Source organism: Streptomyces sp. NPDC002537 (assembly GCF_053594975.1).
The window spans coordinates 17,926-37,857 of sequence record NZ_JBSFWT010000049.1 but is presented as its reverse complement, the minus strand read 5'-3'; the positions used below and the strand labels follow the sequence as shown (position 1 = coordinate 37,857).

The following is a 19,932-nucleotide window of genomic DNA, read 5'->3' as shown; positions in this document are numbered from 1 at the left end:
GTGCCGGAAGGGCGGTCGCGTCAGGCGGCGTCAGGCAGCGCGGGCCAGGGGTACGGGCCGGCGGCGGAGAGCCGGCAGTGCGCGTAGGCGGCGGACACCAGGGTCATGTGGTGGTGCCATCCGGGGTAGGAGCGCCCTTCGAAGTCGGCCAGGCCGAAGTCGCTCTCCAGGTGCCGGACGGTGTCGTTGGCCTGGGCGTGCAGCCGGGTGAGGGCGAGCAGTTCGTCGGTGCGCCGGTGGAGCATGTTGGTGAGCCACAGCTGGGACGCGCGGCGTCCGGTGGCGGGCCGGATGGCCAGGAGACGGTAGGTGCGGTGGGCCGCCGGACGGTCGGCGGGCCCGTGCGGGAGGCGGACCAGGGTCGTCACCGCGGAGGTGCCGGTCTGGCCGGGCCCGGTGGGCGGGAAGTTCTCGATGCGGACCTGGTTCCCGGGGTGGCCGAGGACGGACCGGGCCTCCAGGGGATCGGCCCCGTCGCCGCCGTGGTGGTGCTGGAGCCTGAGATGGCCGCCGGGCAGGACCGCCAGGCTGGGGCGTACGGCCACCACGAAGTCGTGGCCGCGCAGGCTCAAGCCCTGGACCAGTGCGCCGGCGTCGGTGTGGGCGCTGGCGTCGGCGACGACCGGCGCCGCGGGGAGCAGGGTGCGGGCGGTGAGGCCGTCCACCAGGTCGAGCGACTGTTCCTCGATGCCCTGGTAGCGGACCTCGGAGGGGATGCGGGCGCGCTGGCGGCGCTCGGGGTCCTTGGCCCAGGTGCCGGGGAGGTGGAGGTGCCAGTCGACGGGGACGGCCTGGGCGTCGGTGGCCAGGAAGGCGCCCACGGCGGCCTGGCAGTTGATGGAGCGTCCGGTGGCCGGGGCGAAGCGGCGGTGGACGCCGCAGGAGTGTTCGCCGCGCTTGCGCAGGAAGGATTCGGCGAGCACCCAGGCGCGCGGCACGGCGCGTTCCTCGGTCCAGCGCGTGAGTTCCTCGCGCACCGGCGCCCAGTCCCAGGGGCTGGCGTTGACGAACTGGTGCAGGGACTGGGAGGCCGTGGGCGAGTCGGACACCGTGGTGGCGAGCCGGCGCACGGTCTTCTTCCCCGGCGTGCTGAGCAGCCCCTTGAGGTAGGCGTCGGCCCACCGGCGCTGGTCGGTGCGGTGCAGGCTGCCGAAGACCGTCTCGGCGAACACGGAGACGGACGCCCATGGGTGAGCCGAGCCGTACGCGTACATGTAGTCGTGGTTCCTTCCCATGCCAGGTCAGCGGACCCGTGCCGGGTCAGCAGAAGATGATCACGAGAAAAGAATAGCGAACGACCTCTTTTTTTTCAGGAGGGGGTGCGGCACTTCGTGCAACTTCACCAAGTCCCCTCCCCTTCGGGGCCGCGGAGGCCCGATCTCCTGCGAGGCTGGCACCCAAAAGCGGCATCTTAGGCAACTCGGCATTGTCGCGGCGGCGAGGAGCCCTCAGGCTGAGCACATGACTGTCGGCGTCCTTGCCGACCGGGGGAAGCGAACGGCACTGCGCACGGCACGAGTTGGCCTGCGCGGCGACATCGGAGAGAGCATGGTGAAGCAGGAGAGGGCCGCACGGACGCGCGGCGCCCTCGTGCAGGCGGCCGCCTCGGAGTTCTACCTCGCGGGATTCGCGGGCACTTCCCTGAAACAGGTCAGCAGGACCGCCGGCATTTCGATGGGGGCCGTGACCTTTCACTTCGCCACGAAGGCCGACCTCGCCGAAGCCGTCGTGACGGAGGGCCGCTCGGCGGTCCGCGCGGCGCTGGACGCCGTGGCCGCCCGCCCGGCACCGGCACTGTCGCGCCTCGTCGGCGTCACCGTCGAGCTCGCCCGCCTGCTCCAGGACGACGTGACGACCCGGTCCGCCGCCCACCTGGCGCGGGAGTGGCCGCACTCCGAGGACTGGCCCTCTCTCTGGCAGCCGGTGGTGGAGCGCCTGGCCCGGGAGGCCTACGACAAGGGGGAGTTGCGCGCCTCGGCGCATCCCGAGGGTGTCGCCGTGTTCGTCGGGCACCTGCTGTGGGGGGTCGAGGCATCCTTGCGCCACCAAGGGCCGGGCGGCGCGGTGGCCGAGCTGGGCGACATCTGGCGGCTCGCCCTCGACGGCCTGGCGGAACCGCGCTCCGGGGCCACGGACCGCATGTTTCCCGAGTAAACGCCCGTTTACCCCCCTTGGTTCACGATCGTCCGGTACCAGTCGGCCGCCTCGGCGATGCGCCCCAGCGGGCCGGGCCCCGGTGAGCACCGGGCGAGCCTCCACACCTCGTCGCTGCGGTACCAGTGGTCCTGGGCCAGCAGGGCGAACTGGCGGGCGCTGATCCCACAGGGCGTCTCCTCCAGGCGCCGCAGGCACTCCTCCCAGGCGAGGTCCTCGTCCACCGCCTTGAGGATGCGGTGTTCCGCCAGGGCCGCCATCAGGTCGCCGTTGCGCAGGGGCTCCGGGTGACTGGCGTGATAGACGGTGGCGGCCCGGATGCCGCCGGTCGGCCGGCAGGCGAGCGAAGAGAGCAGCCGGGCGAGGTCGGCGACGGCCACCACGGACAGCAGGCCCCTGCCCCCGTCCCAGCGGGCGGGGACGCGGTCGAGCAGGCCGGCGAGGGCGGGCACCACCCAGCGGTCGCCCGCTCCGACGACCAGCCCCGGCCGCAGCACCGTGGCCCCCGCCGCCAGCGCGTACCGCTCGGCGGCGAGCCGGGTGCGGCTCGCCGCCGAGACCGGCGCGGGGGTGAGCTCGCCGACGCCGACGCCGCGGTGCGGTCCCGGCCCGTAGACGGCGGCCGTCGACAGGTGGACCACCCGCGTGGTTCCGGCCCGGACGGCGTCGGCCATCAGCGCCCGCGTCCCGCGGACGTTGACCGTCTCGCACCAGGACTCGTCGGAGCTGATCGCGGAGGCCAGGTGCACCAGGACGTCGGCACCCTCGCAGACGCCGCGCAGCGAGCCGGGCTCCGCCAGGTCGGCGTCGGCCCATGACTCGTGCGGCAGGAGTCCGCCGGCCGGTGGCCGACGCCCCACTACGCGGACGTGCACGCGGTCCTCGCCCCCGGCCGGCCGCCGCAGCTCACGCAGGACGGCCGAGCCGATGAAGCCGGTCGCTCCGGTCAGCGCGACAGTCAGCGGCCTCATGAGGCGTCGAGGCCGCACAGCTCCGGCCGGGCGCGCAGCTGGGCCAGTGTGCGGGGCGCCGCGATGGACGGCAGCAGATAACTCCACAGCGCCGCGACCCGCTGGGGGAGGTCGGCGCGGCCCGTGGCGATGTTGGAGTACAGCTGAGTACCGCTGTAGGCCCCCACCAGGACCTGGGCGAACTCCTCCTCGTCCACGTCGGGGAGCAGCTCCCCCCGGGCACGGGCCGCCAGCAGCAGTCCGTGGAACTGCTCGGCCCACGCCTGGTAGGCGGTGTCGTCCTGGAGCCCGAACTCCCCCTGCTCGACGGCCAGCCGGACGCCCGCCCGGAAGAGAGGATTGCGCTGCAGTTCCCCGGCCACGTAGAAGGTGACGTCGATCAGGCGCTGCAGACCGTCCTCACCCGGCGGGAGCTCGACGTACTCCTGTTGAGCGAGCATCACCGCCTGGGCCAGGGCCTGCTTGGACTTGAAGTGGAAGTACATCCCGCCCTGGGTGACCCCGGCCCGCTGCATGATCATGCTGATGCTGGCGCCGTGGAACCCCAGCTCGTCGAACATCTCGGCGGCCGCGCGGATGATGGCCTCCCGCGTCCTGACCGCCCGTTCCTGTTTCAGTTCCGTCATGGATCACACTCTCCACCCTCGACAAACAAAACGAACAACCTTTATTTTACAGGTGGCCCGTGAAGATCGATTTATTCGAGACTTCACACACGGCGCCGCACGTCGCACCAAGCACGCCCAAGGGGGAAAAGGCATGCTCACCACCACTCAGCCCGTCGCACCGGTTCACCACACGGTCGCCACGCTGCCCAGGCTCACCACCACCGTCGCCAGGGAGTACGTCCACCGCGCCGCCCTGTCCGAGGTCTTCCTCAGCGGCTGGCAACGGACCGGCACCGACGCCTTCACCGTCACCGCCCAGTGGCCCCGCAGCCACAGCTTCTACAGCACCGGCCGGAACCTGTACGACCCGCTTCTGCTCAGCGAGACCGTCCGCCAGACGTTCCCGCTCCTGATGCACGCCGCCTACGGCGTCCCCTTCGGCCACCAGCTGAGCTGGTCCCACTTCGACTTCTCCGTCAACCCGCGGGCGATGCGCGTCGAGATCAACCCGGCCGAACTCGAACTGAGGGTGCGCTGCAGCGACATCGTCTACCGCCGTTCGCTGCCGACGTCCCTCTCCCTCACCGCCGAGATCATCCGTGACGGCTCCCTGCTCGCCGTCGCGAGCACGCGCTTCGGCTGCATCACACCCGCCGTCTACCGGCGGCTGCGGGCCGGCCACTCCGATGTCACCGAAGTGTTCACGCACGCCCCCGAGCCCGTACGCCCCCTCGCCCCGCGGACCGTGGGGCGGGAGAGCACCCGGGACGTCGTCCTCGCACCGCCGGTGCGCAGGGGCCGCTGGCAGCTGCGGGTCGACACGATGCATCCCATCCTCTTCGACCACGCCGTCGACCACGTGCCCGGAATGCTCCTCATGGAGGCGGCACGGCAGGCCACCCACGCCCTCGAACCCTCGGCGGACCTGCTGTTCCCCCTGTCGATGGACTCGACGTTCCACCACTACGTCGAGTTCGACAGCCCCTGCTGGATCGTGGCGGAGCGCCTCGCCCCGCGCGCCGGGGTCCCCGACGAGACCTTCCGCGTCACCGCCCTCCAGAACGACGAGACGGCCTTCACGGCGGACATCACCACGACGCGGATCAGCTGACCGCCCGCGTCACGCACCCCCTGTCCACCGCTCTCCCGGAAGACTGACCCGTACATGCGTTTGCTGCTCATCCGACATGGCCAGACCTCGTCCAACGTCAAGCACCTGCTGGACACGGCCGAACCGGGTCCCGGGCTGACGCCTCTGGGACAACAACAGGCAGCGGCCCTCCCCGCGACGCTGGCGGCGGAACGGATCGACGCCCTGTACGCGTCGACCCTGATCCGTACGCGGCGGACCGCCGCGCCACTGGCCGCCGCGACCGGCCTGGACGTTCACATCCGCGCCGGCATACGGGAGGTGTCCGCCGGCGATCTGGAGATGCGGGGGGACGACGAGGCGATCCGGATCTACCTGGCCACGACAACCTCCTGGGCCGAGGGGGACATCCGGCGCCGGATGCCGGGCGGGGAGAACGGCGTGGAGGCGCTGCGGCGTTTCGACGACGTCGTCGCGGAGGCCGCGGCCACCGGCGCCGGAACCGTGGCCATGGTGAGCCATGGCGCGGCCGTCCATACCTGGACGGCGGCCCGGACGGAGAACATCGACGCCGGGTTCATGTCCGCTCATGTCCTGGGCAATACCGGGGTCGTCGCTCTCTCCGGCGCTCCCGGGGACGGCTGGCGGGCCGAGACCTGGGACGGCCGGGCCGTCGGCTGAGCGCTCCGCCGGAAATGCGGTCGGCTCAATTCCTGGCCGTACCACCGGTGACGTGGAAGACGGAACCGTCATCCACGGACAACAGGGCGCCGCACACGAGGAGTTGACCCGGCAGATTTCTCCGCTGCCGGAGAAGAACACCGGCGGGCAGATCCATTGAATTCTCTGTCGGCACATTGACCGCTTTACCATCCGGGGCTAACGTCGGAGACGCCGAAGTGCCAAAGCCGGAACGAACCTCCGAGTACGCCTGGGCGCACTCGAATTGGCCGCGAGCGGCCATGACCGCCGTCGGACGGTAAAGGGCCTACAGGGCTTTGATCCTGTCTGGCAGGGTCGTTGCCGTGGCCGTAGAAATCACCTTTCCCGCATGCGCCCCGGTGACCGGGGCCTCGGCGTCCCCCGTTCCGGTACCGGACTTCACCGAGGACGCCGACGTCGCCATCGTCGGCAGCGGCCCCACCGGCGCGGCGTACGCGCGTCTGATCACCGAGGCGCTGCCGTCCGCGAAGGTCCTGATGCTCGAGGCCGGTCCCGCCGTGACGGAGCCGCGCGGCGGGCACGTGGCCAACATCGTCGACCCGGACGAGCGCGAGCGGGCCAGGATCGCGTCGCAGGGACCGAACCAGTACCGCTACGGGCTCGCGGCGGCGTCGGCCGTCGCGCACAACGAGGCCGCCGAGGAGCGCGGACGGGCACTGATCACGCGTCCCGGGCTCTTCCCGGTCGGCTCGGGCGACCTCGGCGGGGACGGTTTCCCCGCGGCCCAGGAGTCGTGCAACGTCGGCGGCATGGGCTCCCACTGGTTCGGGGCGAGCCCGCGCCCGGGAGACGCCGAGCGGATCGGCTTCCTCGCCCCGGACGTCCTCGAAGAGGCCTACACGGCCGCCGAGCGACTGCTCAAGGTGTCGAGCACACAGTTCACCGACTCCGCCTTCGCCGCCCACGTGGAGCGGGTGCTCGGCGAGGAGCTCGACGAGGGGCGCGGCCCCCGGCGACGGGTGCAGGCCATGCCGATGGCGGTCGAGCGCACCGCTTCGGGTGTGCGGCGGTGCGGGACGGACGTCGTCCTCGGCCCGTTGCTGTCCGGCCGCCACCCGGACTTCGAACTGCGCGCGGAGACCGTCTGCGAGAGGGTCCTCGTCACGGACGGCCGCGCGGTCGGCGTGCGTGTCCGCGACCGCGCCACCGGCACCGTGACCGACGTCCGCGCCCCGTACGTCGTGGTGGCGGCCGACCCGCTGCGCACCCCGCAGCTCCTGTTCGCCTCCGGTGTGCGCCCCGAGGCCCTCGGTCGCTACCTCAACGAACACCCCCAGGTCTCGATCATGGCCGAGGTGGACTTCACGGAGCCCGGCGCCGGGGACGGGGACGGCACCGGCCGGGCGCCGGTGATGTCCGACTCGACGGTCTCCACCATGCCCGCGAGCGGGGTGACCTGGATTCCCTACGAGGGCGAGCGCTTCCCGTTCCACGGCATGCTGACCCGGATCGACCCGGCCACCGTGGCCCGGGGCGCGGGGCGCGGCGAGACGGACAGGCCCCTGCTCTCGGTGCACTTCTTCACCTCGCAGGAGCCGCGGTTCGACAACCGGCTGGAGTTCAGCGAGACGGACACGGACTGGCTCGGACTGCCGGCCATGACGATCCATCACACGCTGAGCGCGCAGGACCGCGAGACGCTCGCCTACGCGCAGGCCGAGGTGGTCCGCCTGAGCAAGGTCCTGGGCCGCCCGGTGGCGGGCGAGACCCCGTGGGTCCTGCCCTCGGGCAGCTCACTGCACTACCAGGGGACCGTGCGCATGGGCGCCGTCGACGACGGCACCAGTGTCTGCGGCCCGGACTGCCGGGTGTGGGGCGTCGAGAACCTCTACGTGGCCGGCAACGGCGTCATCCCGACGCGTACGGCCTGCAACCCCACCCTCACCAGCGTCGCGCTCTCGGTCATCGGGGCGCGGGACATCGTGCGACGACTGCGGCCGGAGCGCACCGGGGCCGCACCGGCCGACGCGCCCGCGCCGCGCGAAGGGACGGCCAAGTGATCCACGACCGACTGGGCCGCACCGGACTGCGCGTCAGCAGGCTGGCCCTCGGCACCGTGAACTTCGGCGGCCGGGTGGAGGAGCCGGAGGCCCACCGCCTCATGGACCACGCCCTGGACCGGGGCATCAACCTCGTGGACACGGCCAACACCTACGGCTGGCGCGTCCACAAGGGCCACACCGAGGAAGTCATCGGCCGGTGGCTCGCCAGGAGCCCCTCCCGCCGGGACGGCGTCGTGCTCGCCACCAAGGTCGGCGACCCGATGAGCGACGGCCTGAACGACCGGGGACTCTCCGCGCGGAACATCGTCGCCGCCTGCGAGGCGTCGCTGAAGCGGCTGGGCACGGACTGGATCGACCTCTACCAGATGCACCACATCGACAGGTCCGTCGGCTGGGACGAGGTCTGGCAGGCGATGGACCTGCTCGTCGCCCAGGGCAAGGTGCGCTACGTCGGCTCGTCCAACTTCGCCGGCTGGGACATCGCCTCCGCCCAGGAGGCCGCCCGGCGCAGGAACGGCCTGGGCCTGGTGTCCGAACAGTGCGTCTACAACCTCGTCACCCGGCAGCCCGAGCTGGAGGTCATCCCCGCGGCCCGGGCCTACGGACTGGGCGTGTTCGTCTGGTCGCCCCTGCACGGCGGCCTGCTCAGCGGCGTCCTGCGCAAGCTGCGCGAGAACGACGCCGTCAAGTCCGCGCAGGGCCGGGCGGCGGAGGCCCTGGAGCGGTACCGCCCGGCCGTCGAGGCCTACGAGCGGCTGTGCGCCGAGTACGGCCTGGACCCGGCGCAGGCGGGCCTCGCCTGGACGCTGTCGCGCCCCGGTGTGACGGGTGCCGTCATCGGGCCGCGCACCGGGCGGCACATCGACAGCGCGGTCGCCGCGCTGCACACCCCCCTGCCCGAGGCCTTCCTGGCCCGGCTCGACGAGCTCTTCCCCCCGGTCGGCCGCGGCGGTCCCGCGCCCGACGCGTGGCTCTCCTGAACGACCCCGTACGACTTCCCGAGCATTCCCCTGACGAAAAGGACAACACCCATGGCCGAGAAGGGCTTCACCGACCCGAGCATCGTTCCGCACGAGTCGGCACAGGACCGTGACGCGCGCGAGCGGCTGACGAAGCTGCTGGTCGAGACGCCGATCCCGCCGGAGTACCTGATCGACAACCTGCCGGTCTACATGCGCCGGCACCAGCTGGCCGACCTGCTGTCCATGGACGCGCTGTACCGCATGCTGCCCGAAGTCCCGGGCACTGTCATGGAGTTCGGTGTCCTGCACGGCCGCCACCTGGCCACGCTGACGGCACTGCGCGGCATCTACGAGCCCTACAACTCGCTGCGGCGCATCGTCGGCTTCGACACCTTCACCGGGTTCCCGGAGGACATCACGTCGGTCGACAAGGTCAGCACCAGCGCCGTCCCGGGCCGGTTCGCCGTGCCGGACGGCGAGGTCAGGCACCTGCGCGAGGTCCTGGCCGCCCACGAGGCGACCGAGGGCTTCGGCCACACCCAGCGCACGTTCGTCGTCAAGGGCGACGTGCGCGAGACCGTGCCGCAGTACCTGGAGGAGAACCCGGAGACGGTCATCGCGATGGCCTACTTCGACCTGGACCTCTACCAGCCGACGAAGGAACTCCTGCAGGCGATCAAGCCGTACCTGACCAAGGGCAGCATCCTCGCCTTCGACGAGCTGGCCCACCCCAAGTGGCCCGGCGTGACCGCCGCGCTGCGCGAGGTCTTCGGCCTCGACCACGCGCGGCTGCGCCAGCTGCCGGGCCGCGACGCGCCGGTGATCTACCTGAAGTGGGGCGAGTGACGGGCGGCGGCCACATTGCCTATGTATATTAGGCAACTGCCGATAACCATTAGGTTGCGGGGTCGCGCGGTGCGCGGCCCTCTCGTTCCCGCGATTTGAAAGGCAGTCCCATGTCTGAGGAGATGACCGCTACGAGCGTCAAGGAGGAGGTTCGCGAGGAGCCGGCGGCCAAGGCGCCCGACCGTTCGCTCGTCGTGGCGCTCGTCCTTGCCCTGGGGGCCTTCGTCGCCCTGCTGGACACCACGATCGTCGGCGTCGCCCTGCACTCCTTCACGCAGTACTTCGACGCCGGCCTCGCGGACGCCCAGTGGGCGACCACCGCGTATCTCCTCGCGATGTCGGCGGTCATCCCGGCCACGGGCTGGGCGGCCCAGCGCTTCGGCGCGGCGGCCTGCTGGACGGCCTCGCTCAGCGTCTTCCTCGCCGGTTCGGTCCTCAGCGGACTCGCCTGGTCGCTCGGCAGCCTCATCGCCTTCCGCGCGGTGCAGGGACTCGGGGCCAGCATGCTCTTCCCCCTCATGCGCATCATCGTGGTCGAAGCGGTGGGCCGTGAGCGGATGGGGCAGATGATGGCCCTGATGGCCATGCCCCTGCTGGTCGCGCCCCTGGCGGGCCCGGTCATCGGCGGCACCCTCATCCAGGAGTTCTCCTGGCGCTGGGCCTTCTTCCTCAACGTGCCGATCTGCCTCGCGGTGATCGTCCTGTCCGCGCTGTTCCTCCCGAAGAACAAGGGGGAGAACCCCGGGAAGCTCGACCTGGCCGGCCTGCTCACCATGAGCGGTGGACTGAGCACGGCCATCTACGGCTTCAGCGAGCTGGCCGCCGGCACGTCCGCGACGGACCTCTCCGTGGCCCTGCCCCTGGGCGTCGGCGCGCTGCTGCTCGCCGTCCACGGCGTGCGCGCCGCCCGGGCGAAGACCGCCGGCATCCTGGACTTCTCGCTCTTCCGCGACCGGGCCTTCTCGGCCTCCACGTCGATCTCCCTGCTCAACAACTTCGGCCTCTACGGCGTGGTCGTCCTCGTGCCGATGTTCTTCCAGCAGGCGGGCGGCAAGGGCCCGTTGGGCGCCGGCGTGATCATGGTGGCGCAGGGCGTCGGCACCGCCGTCGCGGTGTTCCTCGTCGGCCGCGTCATCGACACCAAGAGCAACCCCCGGCTCCTGGTTCTCGGCGGACTCCTCCTGGTCGCCCTCGGCGTCACGGCGTTCGCGTCCTCCGGCTCCGCCTCGCCCGGCCCGCTGCTCCTGGCCGCGCTGGTCGTCATGGGCATCGGACTGGCCCTGGTGTCGGCGCCCATCATGGTCACGCTGTACCACTCGCTGGACGTCACCCGCGTCCCGGCCGCCACCACCACCAACGCGGTGTCGCAGCAGCTCGGCGGCGCCATCGGCACCACCGTGGTCGCCCTGCTCCTGCAGCACCACGTCCACAGGTCCGAGGGAGTGACGGCGGGCTTCCACTCCGTCTTCTGGTGGGTCCTCGCCTTCGTGGTCCTCACGGCCGTCCCGGCACTGTTCCTCCCGGCGGGACAGCCCAAGCAGTCCTGAGTGACCGGCCCCACCGCCACTGCTCATCCGTCAAGGAAAGTACTGACTGTCATGACCACCACTTCGCTCGACCTGGCCAAGGTCCGCAACATCGGGATCATGGCCCACATCGACGCGGGCAAGACGACCACCACCGAGCGGATCCTGTTCTACACCGGCGTCTCCTACAAGATCGGTGAGGTCCACGACGGCGCCGCCACCATGGACTGGATGGAGCAGGAGCAGGAGCGCGGCATCACCATCACCTCCGCCGCCACCACCTGCCACTGGGAGCTGGACGGCGTCGACCACACCGTCAACCTCATCGACACCCCCGGCCATGTCGACTTCACCGTCGAGGTCGAACGCAACCTGCGCGTCCTCGACGGTGCCGTGACGGTGTTCGACGGTGTCGCCGGTGTCGAGCCGCAGTCCGAGACCGTATGGCGCCAGGCGGACCGCTACGGCGTGCCGCGCATCTGCTTCGTCAACAAACTCGACCGCACCGGCGCCGAGTTCCACCGCTGCGTCGACATGATCGGTGACCGTCTCGGCGCGACCCCCGTCGTCATGCAGCTGCCCATCGGCACGGAGGCCGACTTCCGTGGCGTGGTCGATCTGGTCCGCATGAAGGCCCTGGTCTGGCCCGTCGAGGCCGCCAAGGGCGAGGTGTACGACATCGTCGACATCCCGGACACGCACACCGAGGCGGCCGAGGAGTGGCGCGGCAGGCTGCTGGAGACGGTCGCCGAGAACGACGAGGAGTTCATGGAGCTGTTCCTGGAGGGCCAGGAGCCCACCGAGGAGCAGTTGCACGCTGCCGTCCGCCGTATCACCATCGCCTCGGGCAAGGGCGGCGACACCACCCTGACCCCGGTCTTCTGCGGAACCGCCTTCAAGAACAAGGGCGTTCAGCCGCTGCTCGACGCCATCGTGCGCTATCTGCCCGCACCCCTGGACATCGAGGCCATCGAGGGCCACGACGTCAAGGACCCCGAGGCCGTGGTGGTGCGCAGGCCGTCCGACGACGAGCCGCTGTCCGCCCTCGCGTTCAAGATCATGAACGACCCGCACCTGGGCAAGCTCACCTTCATCCGGGTCTACTCGGGCCGCCTGGAGTCCGGCACCGCCGTGCTGAACTCCGTCAAGGGCAGGAAAGAGCGCATCGGCAAGATCTACCGCATGCACGCCAACAAGCGCGCGGAGATCGAGTCGGTGGGCGCCGGTGACATCGTCGCCGTCATGGGCCTGAAGCAGACCACCACCGGCGAGACCCTCTGCGACGCCGCGCACCCGGTGATCCTGGAGTCCATGGACTTCCCGGCCCCCGTCATCGAGGTCGCCATCGAGCCCAGGTCCAAGGGTGACCAGGAGAAGCTGGGTGTCGCCATCCAGCGTCTCGCCGAGGAGGACCCGTCCTTCCAGGTCCACACGGACGAGGAGACGGGCCAGACCATCATCGGCGGCATGGGCGAGCTGCACCTCGAGGTGCTGGTCGACCGCATGAGGCGCGAGTTCAAGGTCGAGGCCAACGTCGGCAAGCCACAGGTCTCCTACCGTGAGACCATCCGCAGGACGGTCGACAAGGTCGAGTACACGCACAAGAAGCAGACCGGCGGCACCGGCCAGTTCGCCAAGGTGCAGATCTCCGTCGAACCGCTCGACGGCGGCGACGAGTCGTACGAGTTCGTCAACAAGGTCACCGGCGGCCGCGTCCCCAAGGAGTACATTCCCTCGGTGGACGCCGGCTGCCAGGACAGCATGCACTTCGGCGTCCTCGCCGGCTACCGGATGACCGGTGTCCGCGTCACGCTGCTCGACGGCGCGTTCCACGAGGTCGACTCCTCCGAGCTCGCGTTCAAGATCGCGGGCTCCCAGGCCTTCAAGGAGGCCGCCCGCAAGGCCGGTCCGGTGCTGCTGGAGCCCATGATGTCGGTCGAGGTCACCACGCCCGAGGAGCACATGGGCGACGTCATCGGCGACATCAACTCCCGCCGCGGCCAGATCCAGGCCATGGAGGACCGGCACGGCGCCAAGCTCGTCAAGGGCCTGGTCCCGCTGTCGGAGATGTTCGGCTACGTCGGGGACCTCCGCAGCAAGACCTCGGGCCGCGCGAGCTACTCGATGCAGTTCGACTCCTACGCCGAGGTTCCGCGGAACGTCGCCGAGGAGATCATCGCGAGGGCCAAGGGCGAGTAACCGCTCCCCTCTTCACCCCACGCGCGGCCACGGGAGTCCCACCGTTCTCCCGCGGCCGCGCGGTCCCGGGTCCGTACCTCTGTCCGGGCGTCCGGCCGTGCCGTGCCGCACCCGTCACGAGCGCGGAACCACATCGAAAGGAAAGACCGAAGATGGCGTCTGCCCACGCCCGGCTCATCCGGGACATGGTGCGCATCCGCACGGTGGAGGAAGTCCTCGCCGACTACTACCGCGACGAGCAGGAGATGCGCACGCCCACGCACTTCTCCATCGGCCAGGAGGCGACCGCGGTCGGCGTGTGCGCCGCCACCACCCACCGGGACTGGGTCTACTCCGGGCACCGTTCCCATGCGCCCTACCTCGCCAAGGGCGGTGACCTCAAGGCACTGGTGGCCGAGCTCTACGGCAAGCAGGACGGCTGCTCGCACGGCCGCGGCGGGTCGATGCACGTGATCGACCAGTCGGTGGGCTTCGCGGGCTCGGCCGCCATCCTCGGCGAGATGATCGGCGTGGGCGTGGGCACCGGCTGGGCGTTCTCCCGGGCGGGCGAGGACCGCGTCGCGCTCACCTTCTTCGGCGACGGCGCCGCCGACGAGGGCATCTTCGCCGAATCCCTGAACTTCGCCGCGGTGCACCGGATTCCGGTGGTCTTCGTCTGCGAGAACAACCTGTACTCCATCTCGTCGCCGCTGAGCGCGCGGCACGCGCCCGGCACCTCGGTCCGCGGCCGCGCCGAGGCCGCCGGGGTACGCGCCGTGCAGGTGGACGGCAACGACGTCTTCGCCGTGCACGCCGCGGCACAGGAGGCCGTCGAGCACGCCCGCCGGGGCGACGGCCCCGTCCTGCTGGAGCTGGCCACGTACCGGTGGCGCGCCCACGTCGGTCCCGGCTTCGACCACGACCACGGCTACCGGTCCCAGGAGGAGATCGACACATGGATGGCCGGCTGCCCGATCCTGCGGGCCGCCGACGCGCTGCGCGGGACGGAACCCGGCATCGACGACCAGGTGGCCGCCTGGCGCGCGCAGTTCTGGGACGAGATCCACACGGCGGTGGAGTACGCCAAGGCGCTGCCCTTCCCATCCGTCGACAGCCTGCTCGACGGCGCGTATCTGCCCGTGGCCGGCTGACCGCACATCCCGAGAGGAATCCAGATCATGCGCACCCTGACGTACTGGCAGGCCATCAGCGAGGCCACCGTGCAGTGCATGGAGAGAGACGACCGGATCTTCGTCGCCGGCGAGGGCGTGGACGACATCGCCGGCGCCTTCGGCACCACGAAGGAGGCCTTCCGGCGGTTCGGCCCCGGCCGGGTGATCGACATGCCCAATGCGGAGAACGGCATGGCGGCCTTCACCATCGGCGCGGCCGCCGCCGGACAGCGCCCCTTGGTGGTGCACGTCCGCGCGGACTTCATGTTCCTGGCCATGGACCCGCTGGTGAACATGGCGGCCAAGTGGCGCTACACCTACGGCGGCGACAAGGGCGGCGTCCCCGTCGTCACCCGGGGCGTCGTCGGGCGCGGCTGGGGCCAGGGCTCGACGCACTCGCAGAGCCCGCACGCCACCTTCGCGCACTACGCGGGACTGCACGTGGGCGTCCCCGCCACCCCGGCCGACGCCAAGGGCATGCTCGTGCAGGCCCTCACCGGGGACACACCGGTGGTCCTCATCGAGAACCGGAACCTGTACAACCTCGTCGGCGAGGTGCCCGAGGAGCCCGTGCCGGTCCCGTTCGGCGCCGGCCGGATCGCCCGGCAGGGCACCGACGTCACCGTCGTCGCCGCCTCCCTGATGGTGCACGAGGCGGAGCGCGCGGCCGCACAGCTGGCCGAACAGGGCATCAGCGTCGAGGTGGTGGACGTGCGCAGCCTCCGGCCGCTCGACGACCGCCTCATCTGCGAGTCCGTCGCGAAGACCGGGCGCCTGGTGGTCGCCGACACCAGCTGGGCCCCGTACGGCTTCACGGCCGAGGTCGCCGCGGTCGTCGCCGAGCACGTGCCGCACACGCTGCGCGCGCCCGTACGGCGGGTGGCGCTGCCGGACAGCCCGGCGCCGGTTTCCCACCCCCTGGAGGAGGCCTTCCACCCGGGCGCGGGCAGCATCGTGGCCGCGTGCCTGGAGGTCTGCGGCGAGGTCCGCGAGGACCTGCCCGAACTGGCCTCCGTGGCCGCCGGTTTCCAGGGCCCGTTCTGACCGGCGCGGCGGCACGGGCCGCCCGCGACACCGCCGCCCCCGCAGCGGGCGCGGCACGAGCGAACATCATGACGTAAGGAGAACGCGGTGCAGGTCCGGCAGTTGAAGATCGAGGGAGCCTACGAGTTCACGCCCCAGGTGTTCGGGGACCCGCGCGGGGTCTTCCTGTCGCCGTACCAGGAGGCCGTGTTCACGGAGGCCGTCGGGCGCCCGCTGTTCCCCGTGGCGCAGTCGAGCTACAGCATCTCCAAGCGGGGTGTCGTGCGCGGCATCCACTTCACCGCCGTCCCGCCGGGCATGGGCAAGTACGCCTACTGCTTGCGCGGCAGGGCGGTCGACTACATCATCGACACCCGGCTGGGCTCGCCGACCTTCGGCATGTGGGACTCGGTGGAACTCGACGAGGACAACCGGCGGTCGGTCTACCTGCCGATCGGCGTCGGGCACCTCTTCGTGGCCCTGGAGGACGACACCACGATCTCCTACCTGCTCTCCACCGGCTATGTGCCGAGCCAGGAGCACGCCGTCCACCCCCTGGACCCCGAGCTCGCGCTGCCGTTCCCCGAGGACCTCGAACTGCTCCTGTCGGAGCGGGACCGGTCGGCCCCGACGCTGGCCGAGGCGCGCGCCGCGGGCATCCTCCCCGACTACGCCGAGAGCCTCCGCCTGGAGGGCATACCGGCCTCCTAGACCCGTCTGTACCGCCCAAGGCGATAAACTAGCCATGTTAGGCATGAACCTAGGGCGCTATAGATGAGGAGTGCTGGATGGCTACGCGAACGCGTGTGGGTCTGACCGTCGACCGGATCGTCGAGGCCGCGGCCGCCCTGGCCGACGAGGTCGGCTTCGAGAAGGTCACCATCTCGGCGCTCGCACGCGGCTTCGGCGTCAAGGACGCCAGCCTCTACTCGCACGTGGAGAACCTGCAGGACGTCCGCACCAGGGTCGCCCTGCTGGCGGCCGAGGAGATGAGCGCCGCCCTCGCCACGGCCATCGCGGGCCGCTCGGCCGAGGACGCGCTGACCGCCTTCGCCGGCGCCTACCGCGAGTACGCCCTGCGGTACCCGGGCCGCTACGCGGCGACCCAGATGAAGATGGACCTCGACAAGATCGCCGACACCAAGGGCTTCGTCCGCAACGCGGAGCTGACCTATGCCGTGCTGCGCGCCTACAACCTCGAGGAGCCCGAACTCACCGATGCCGTACGGCTGATGCGCAGCACCTTCCACGGCTTCATCAACATCGAGTCCATCGGCGGGTTCGGGCACCCGCGCGACATCGACGCGTCCTGGCGGAAGATCGTCTCGGCGCTGCACCTGATGCTCCAGCAGTGGCCGCCCGCGGGCACCGATCGCTGAACCCCGTAACGCCCCGAAAACAGAAGCCTCCCGCGGCGGATACCGCCACGGGAGGCTTTCGTGTGTCCGGCGGGATCAGGCCGGCTGGGTCTCCCTGGCGCCGTGGAGCCAGGACATCGCGTCGAGGATGTCCGCCGTGGACAGCGAGGCCAGCATCGCGTCCCGGGCCCGGGCCTCGGCCCCGGCCGGGTGGTAGAGCTTCTCGCCCATCCACCGGGCCACGTCCTGCACCCGCGCGGTGCGCTCCCGGCGCACGGTGTTGAACCGCGCGAAGCGCTCGCCCACCTCGTGGTCCGCGCAGTCGAGCAGGTCGCCGAGGACGACTGCGTCCTCCAGCGCCATGCACGCCCCCTGGGCCGCGTACTGCAGCATGGGGTGGGCGGCGTCGCCGATGAGCACGGCGCGTCCATCGGTCCAGCCGGGCACGGGGGCCCGGTCGCACAGGACCCAGGTGCGCCAGTCCTGCCCCAGTTCGAGCAGCCGGCGCGGGGTGTCGTCGGCTTCCGGGAAGGCGGCGAGCACCTGCTCCCTGGCCACTGGAAGGCCGGAGACCGCGGTGGTGGCCCCGTCGTCCAGGACGGCGGCGAGGTTGAGCTTGGTGCCACCGGCGATCGGGTAGTGCACGAGGTGCCAGCCCGGCCCGGCCCACAGGGTCACCGCGTTCCACCGCAGGGCCCGGGGCACGTTCTCCATCGGGATGACGGCCCGGTAGATGGTGTGTCCCGTCACCCGCGGGTCGCCGTCGCCGACGAGCTGCCGGCGGACGGCGGAGCGGATGCCGTCGGCCCCGATCAGGCCGTCCGCCTCGATCCGCTCGCCGGACGCCAGCAGGCAGTGGACCGACGAGGGGCGGTTCTCGTAGCCGGTGACCGCGCTGCCGGTGCGCAGCCGGATGCGGTCGTGTTCCCGGCAGGCCCGCAGCAGCGGTGCGTAGAGGTCGCCGCGGTGGACGACGGCGTAGGGGTTGCCGAAGTGCCGCCGGTAGTCGTCCGCGAGCGGCAGGGTGACGAGGGCGTGGCCGGACCGGCCGTCCATCAGCCGGAGGTCGTCGATGTGCACGGCCGTGGCGCGGACCTGGTCGCCGACGCCGAGCCGGTCCAGGGCGTGGAAGGCGTTCGGCGCCAGCTGGATGCCGGCGCCCAGCTCGGCGAACCGGTCGTTGCGTTCGAGGACCTCCACGTGGTGGCCCCGGCGGGCGGTGCTCAGTGCGGCGGCCAGTCCGGCGATGCCACCGCCGACGATGACGAACTTTGACATGTTTCGAACCTTGTGGGTAGCGGGCGGGCAGGGGGACCGGATCAGGCGACCGGCACGGCCACGCGGTCGCGTGCGGTGATCAGCGAGTCGGCCGCGTCGCCGAGGAGAGCCATGCCCTCCCGGCTGAGGATGGATTCCGCGTGGAACTGGAAGGAGGCGAAGCGCGGCCCGCGCAGGCCGTGGACCTGGCCGCTGTGCGGGTCCCGGCAGACGGCCACCGGCTCGCGTACGCCCTCGCACACGACCTCGTCGGCATCGCTGGTCAGGGAGAAGGTGTTGTAGAAGCCCATCCGCACCCGCCGCCCGAAGAAGTCGATGTCCTTGGCCACGCCCTGGTTGGGACGCGTCCGGCGCACCACGTCGAAGCCGAGCAGGATGCCGAGGACCTGGTGGCTCAGGCACACCGAGAGGAAGGGCGTGCCCTCGTCGAGGAGCTGGCGGATGGTCGCGCGCAGCCGCTGGATCTTGGGGTGGTCCGCGTCCTCGGGGTCGCCGGGGCCGGGGCCCATGACCACGAGGTCGTAACCGCCGGTCCAGTACGGCTCGTCGAAGCGGCGTACGTCCGTGTGCAGGCCGAGCGCGCGCAGCTGCCGGGCGAGCATGGAGGTGAAGGTGTCCTCGGCGTCGACGATCAGCACACGCCGGCCCGCGAGCCGGGGCACCGGGAAGGCGGTGCCGGTGTCGCCGCCGCGGGCGGCCAGCCAGAACGGTGCCACGTCGTCGTTGCGGGCGGCCAGCGCCCGGAGCACCTCCGGGCGGTCGGCCAGGCCCGGCACGGTGGTCCGCGTGGCGGGTGCCGTGCCGGCCCGCAGGGCGCGCAGCAGGCCCTGCGCCTTGGCGTGGGTCTCGGCCACCTCCGACTGCGGGTCGGAGTCGCGCACCAGCGTGGCGCCCACCGCGATGTCGAGGCCGCCGTCCCTGAACTCGGCGGTGCGCAGCAGGATGGCGGAGTCCATCACCCGCTCCCCGCCCGCGTCGCGGCCGATCAGCGCGGCGACGCCGCTGTAGTAGCCGCGGCCGCGCGGTTCGTGGTCGCGGATGACGCGGCACGCGCTCTCCAGGGGGCTGCCCGTCACCGTGGGGGCGAACATGGTCTCGCGCAGGATCTCGCGGACGTCCCGTGACGTGCGGCCCTCGATGAAGTACTCGGTGTGCGCGAGGTTCGCCATCTCCTTGAGGAACGGGCCGACCACGCGGCCGCCGTCGTCGGTGATCCGCGCCATCATCTTCAGTTCCTCGTCGAGGACCATGTAGAGCTCGCCGGTCTCCTTGGCGTCGGCGAGGAAGGCCAGGAGGTCCGGCAGTCGCACCCCTCCTTGCGGATAACGGAAGGTGCCGCTGATGGGGTTCATGACGGCGGTGCCGTCGCGCAGGCTGATGTGGCGCTCCGGCGTGGCGCCCACGAAGGTCCGCCCGCCCGTGTGGATCACGAAGGTCCAGTAGGCGCCCCGTTCACCGGTGAGGAGCCGCTTGAACAGGCTGAGCGCGTGCGCGGGGGTGTAGTCGGGGATCTCGGCGACGAAGGAGCGCTTGATGACGAAGTTGGCGCCCGCGCCATGGCCGATCTCCTGCTCCAGTACGCGGCGCACGATCGAGGCGTACTCGTCGTCGCTCACGTCGAAGCGCGCGTTGTCGAGGCTGATGGGCGTGTCCGGCAGCCGCCGCATGATCTCGGGGAGCGGACAGGACTCCTGCTGCGTCACGGTCATCGCCAGCAGGGGCGCGCCGTCGTCGTGACAGCTGAACCCCCGCTCGGATATCTGCCGGTAGGGCACCAGGGCCAGCACTTCGTGGCGCGGGCCGCCGTCCTCGGCGGCGGGCGGCAGGGGCAGGTCGGCGAGCCGGTCCACGGAACGGACGTCGCCGAGGAGGATCTCCACACCGTCGGTTCCGGCCTCCGGCCTGTACAGGAGGGCGAAGGCGGGGGGTTCGGGGCCGAGCACGCGGTCGAGCGGTCGGGTGTCCCGTGCTTCTGCGGGCGTCATGGCTTCCTCCGAAGGATCTCGTGGATGGCATGCGCCGAGCAGGTGGACTCCGGCG

17 protein-coding genes are annotated in these 19,932 nt (G+C 71.2%); 12 read left to right on the top strand and 5 right to left on the bottom strand.

Going from position 1 to position 19,932, the window contains the following annotated elements:
• Window positions 1-20: 20 nt before the first annotated feature.
• Complete coding sequence (locus ACWD4A_RS21910; protein WP_451196315.1) at window positions 21-1,214, bottom strand: IS701 family transposase; 1,194 nt, start codon at window positions 1,212-1,214, stop codon at window positions 21-23.
• Window positions 1,215-1,461: 247 nt separating this feature from the next.
• Here ACWD4A_RS21910 and ACWD4A_RS21905 point away from each other — a divergent pair, with 247 nt between their 5' ends.
• Window positions 1,462-2,154, top strand: a complete 693-nt coding sequence (locus ACWD4A_RS21905) for a TetR family transcriptional regulator (protein WP_451196266.1) — start codon at window positions 1,462-1,464, stop codon at window positions 2,152-2,154.
• A gap of 8 nt (window positions 2,155-2,162) precedes the next feature.
• Here ACWD4A_RS21905 and ACWD4A_RS21900 read toward each other — a convergent pair whose 3' ends face one another.
• Both ACWD4A_RS21900 and ACWD4A_RS21895 read right to left on the bottom strand, forming a co-directional pair.
• A complete protein-coding gene (locus ACWD4A_RS21900) occupies window positions 2,163-3,125 on the bottom strand; it encodes an NAD-dependent epimerase/dehydratase family protein (RefSeq protein ID WP_451196263.1) in 963 nt (320 codons plus the stop codon).
• Window positions 3,122-3,751, bottom strand: coding sequence for a ScbR family autoregulator-binding transcription factor (locus ACWD4A_RS21895; RefSeq protein ID WP_451196261.1), 630 nt, complete (start codon window positions 3,749-3,751; stop codon window positions 3,122-3,124). The genes ACWD4A_RS21900 and ACWD4A_RS21895 overlap by 4 nt, the downstream gene beginning before the upstream one ends.
• 133 nt (window positions 3,752-3,884) lie before the next feature.
• Here ACWD4A_RS21895 and ACWD4A_RS21890 point away from each other — a divergent pair, with 133 nt between their 5' ends.
• From ACWD4A_RS21890 to ACWD4A_RS21840, 11 genes are all read left to right on the top strand, one after another.
• Entirely contained in the window at window positions 3,885-4,844 is a 960-nt protein-coding gene (locus ACWD4A_RS21890) for a ScbA/BarX family gamma-butyrolactone biosynthesis protein (protein ID WP_451196259.1), read from the top strand.
• A 54-nt stretch (window positions 4,845-4,898) separates the two neighbouring features.
• On the top strand, window positions 4,899-5,504 hold the full coding sequence (locus ACWD4A_RS21885; RefSeq protein WP_451196256.1) for a histidine phosphatase family protein: 606 nt from the start codon (window positions 4,899-4,901) through the stop codon (window positions 5,502-5,504).
• Window positions 5,505-5,848: 344 nt separating this feature from the next.
• Complete coding sequence (locus ACWD4A_RS21880) at window positions 5,849-7,546, top strand: GMC oxidoreductase (RefSeq protein WP_451196255.1); 1,698 nt, start codon at window positions 5,849-5,851, stop codon at window positions 7,544-7,546.
• A complete protein-coding gene (locus ACWD4A_RS21875) occupies window positions 7,543-8,529 on the top strand; it encodes an aldo/keto reductase (RefSeq protein WP_451196253.1) in 987 nt (328 codons plus the stop codon). Before ACWD4A_RS21880 ends, ACWD4A_RS21875 begins: the two co-directional genes overlap by 4 nt.
• 51 nt (window positions 8,530-8,580) lie before the next feature.
• A complete protein-coding gene (locus tag ACWD4A_RS21870) occupies window positions 8,581-9,357 on the top strand; it encodes a class I SAM-dependent methyltransferase (protein ID WP_451196251.1) in 777 nt (258 codons plus the stop codon).
• 122 nt (window positions 9,358-9,479) lie between these two features.
• Window positions 9,480-10,904, top strand: a complete 1,425-nt coding sequence (locus tag ACWD4A_RS21865) for a DHA2 family efflux MFS transporter permease subunit (protein WP_451196249.1) — start codon at window positions 9,480-9,482, stop codon at window positions 10,902-10,904.
• A 51-nt stretch (window positions 10,905-10,955) separates the two neighbouring features.
• Window positions 10,956-13,082 carry an elongation factor G gene (fusA, locus tag ACWD4A_RS21860; RefSeq protein ID WP_451196247.1) on the top strand — a complete coding sequence of 709 codons (2,127 nt, stop codon included), beginning with the start codon at window positions 10,956-10,958 and terminating at the stop codon, window positions 13,080-13,082.
• 152 nt (window positions 13,083-13,234) lie between these two features.
• On the top strand, window positions 13,235-14,212 hold the full coding sequence (locus ACWD4A_RS21855; RefSeq protein WP_451196245.1) for a thiamine pyrophosphate-dependent dehydrogenase E1 component subunit alpha: 978 nt from the start codon (window positions 13,235-13,237) through the stop codon (window positions 14,210-14,212).
• A 27-nt stretch (window positions 14,213-14,239) separates the two neighbouring features.
• Window positions 14,240-15,277 carry an alpha-ketoacid dehydrogenase subunit beta gene (locus tag ACWD4A_RS21850; RefSeq protein WP_451196243.1) on the top strand — a complete coding sequence of 346 codons (1,038 nt, stop codon included), beginning with the start codon at window positions 14,240-14,242 and terminating at the stop codon, window positions 15,275-15,277.
• Window positions 15,278-15,364: 87 nt separating this feature from the next.
• Window positions 15,365-15,967 carry a dTDP-4-dehydrorhamnose 3,5-epimerase family protein gene (locus ACWD4A_RS21845; RefSeq protein WP_451196241.1) on the top strand — a complete coding sequence of 201 codons (603 nt, stop codon included), beginning with the start codon at window positions 15,365-15,367 and terminating at the stop codon, window positions 15,965-15,967.
• 77 nt (window positions 15,968-16,044) lie between these two features.
• Window positions 16,045-16,635: a TetR/AcrR family transcriptional regulator gene (locus ACWD4A_RS21840; RefSeq protein ID WP_451196238.1), complete on the top strand. Its 591-nt coding sequence runs from the start codon at window positions 16,045-16,047 to the stop codon at window positions 16,633-16,635.
• A 75-nt stretch (window positions 16,636-16,710) separates the two neighbouring features.
• On the opposite strand, the gene ACWD4A_RS21835 is transcribed toward ACWD4A_RS21840, so the two are convergent.
• Window positions 16,711-17,892 (bottom strand): 3-hydroxybenzoate 6-monooxygenase, encoded by a 1,182-nt coding sequence (locus ACWD4A_RS21835; protein WP_451196237.1) that lies wholly within the window; start codon window positions 17,890-17,892, stop codon window positions 16,711-16,713.
• A 41-nt stretch (window positions 17,893-17,933) separates the two neighbouring features.
• Window positions 17,934-19,877: an anthranilate synthase family protein gene (locus tag ACWD4A_RS21830; RefSeq protein WP_451196235.1), complete on the bottom strand. Its 1,944-nt coding sequence runs from the start codon at window positions 19,875-19,877 to the stop codon at window positions 17,934-17,936.
• Window positions 19,878-19,932 lie beyond the last annotated feature (55 nt).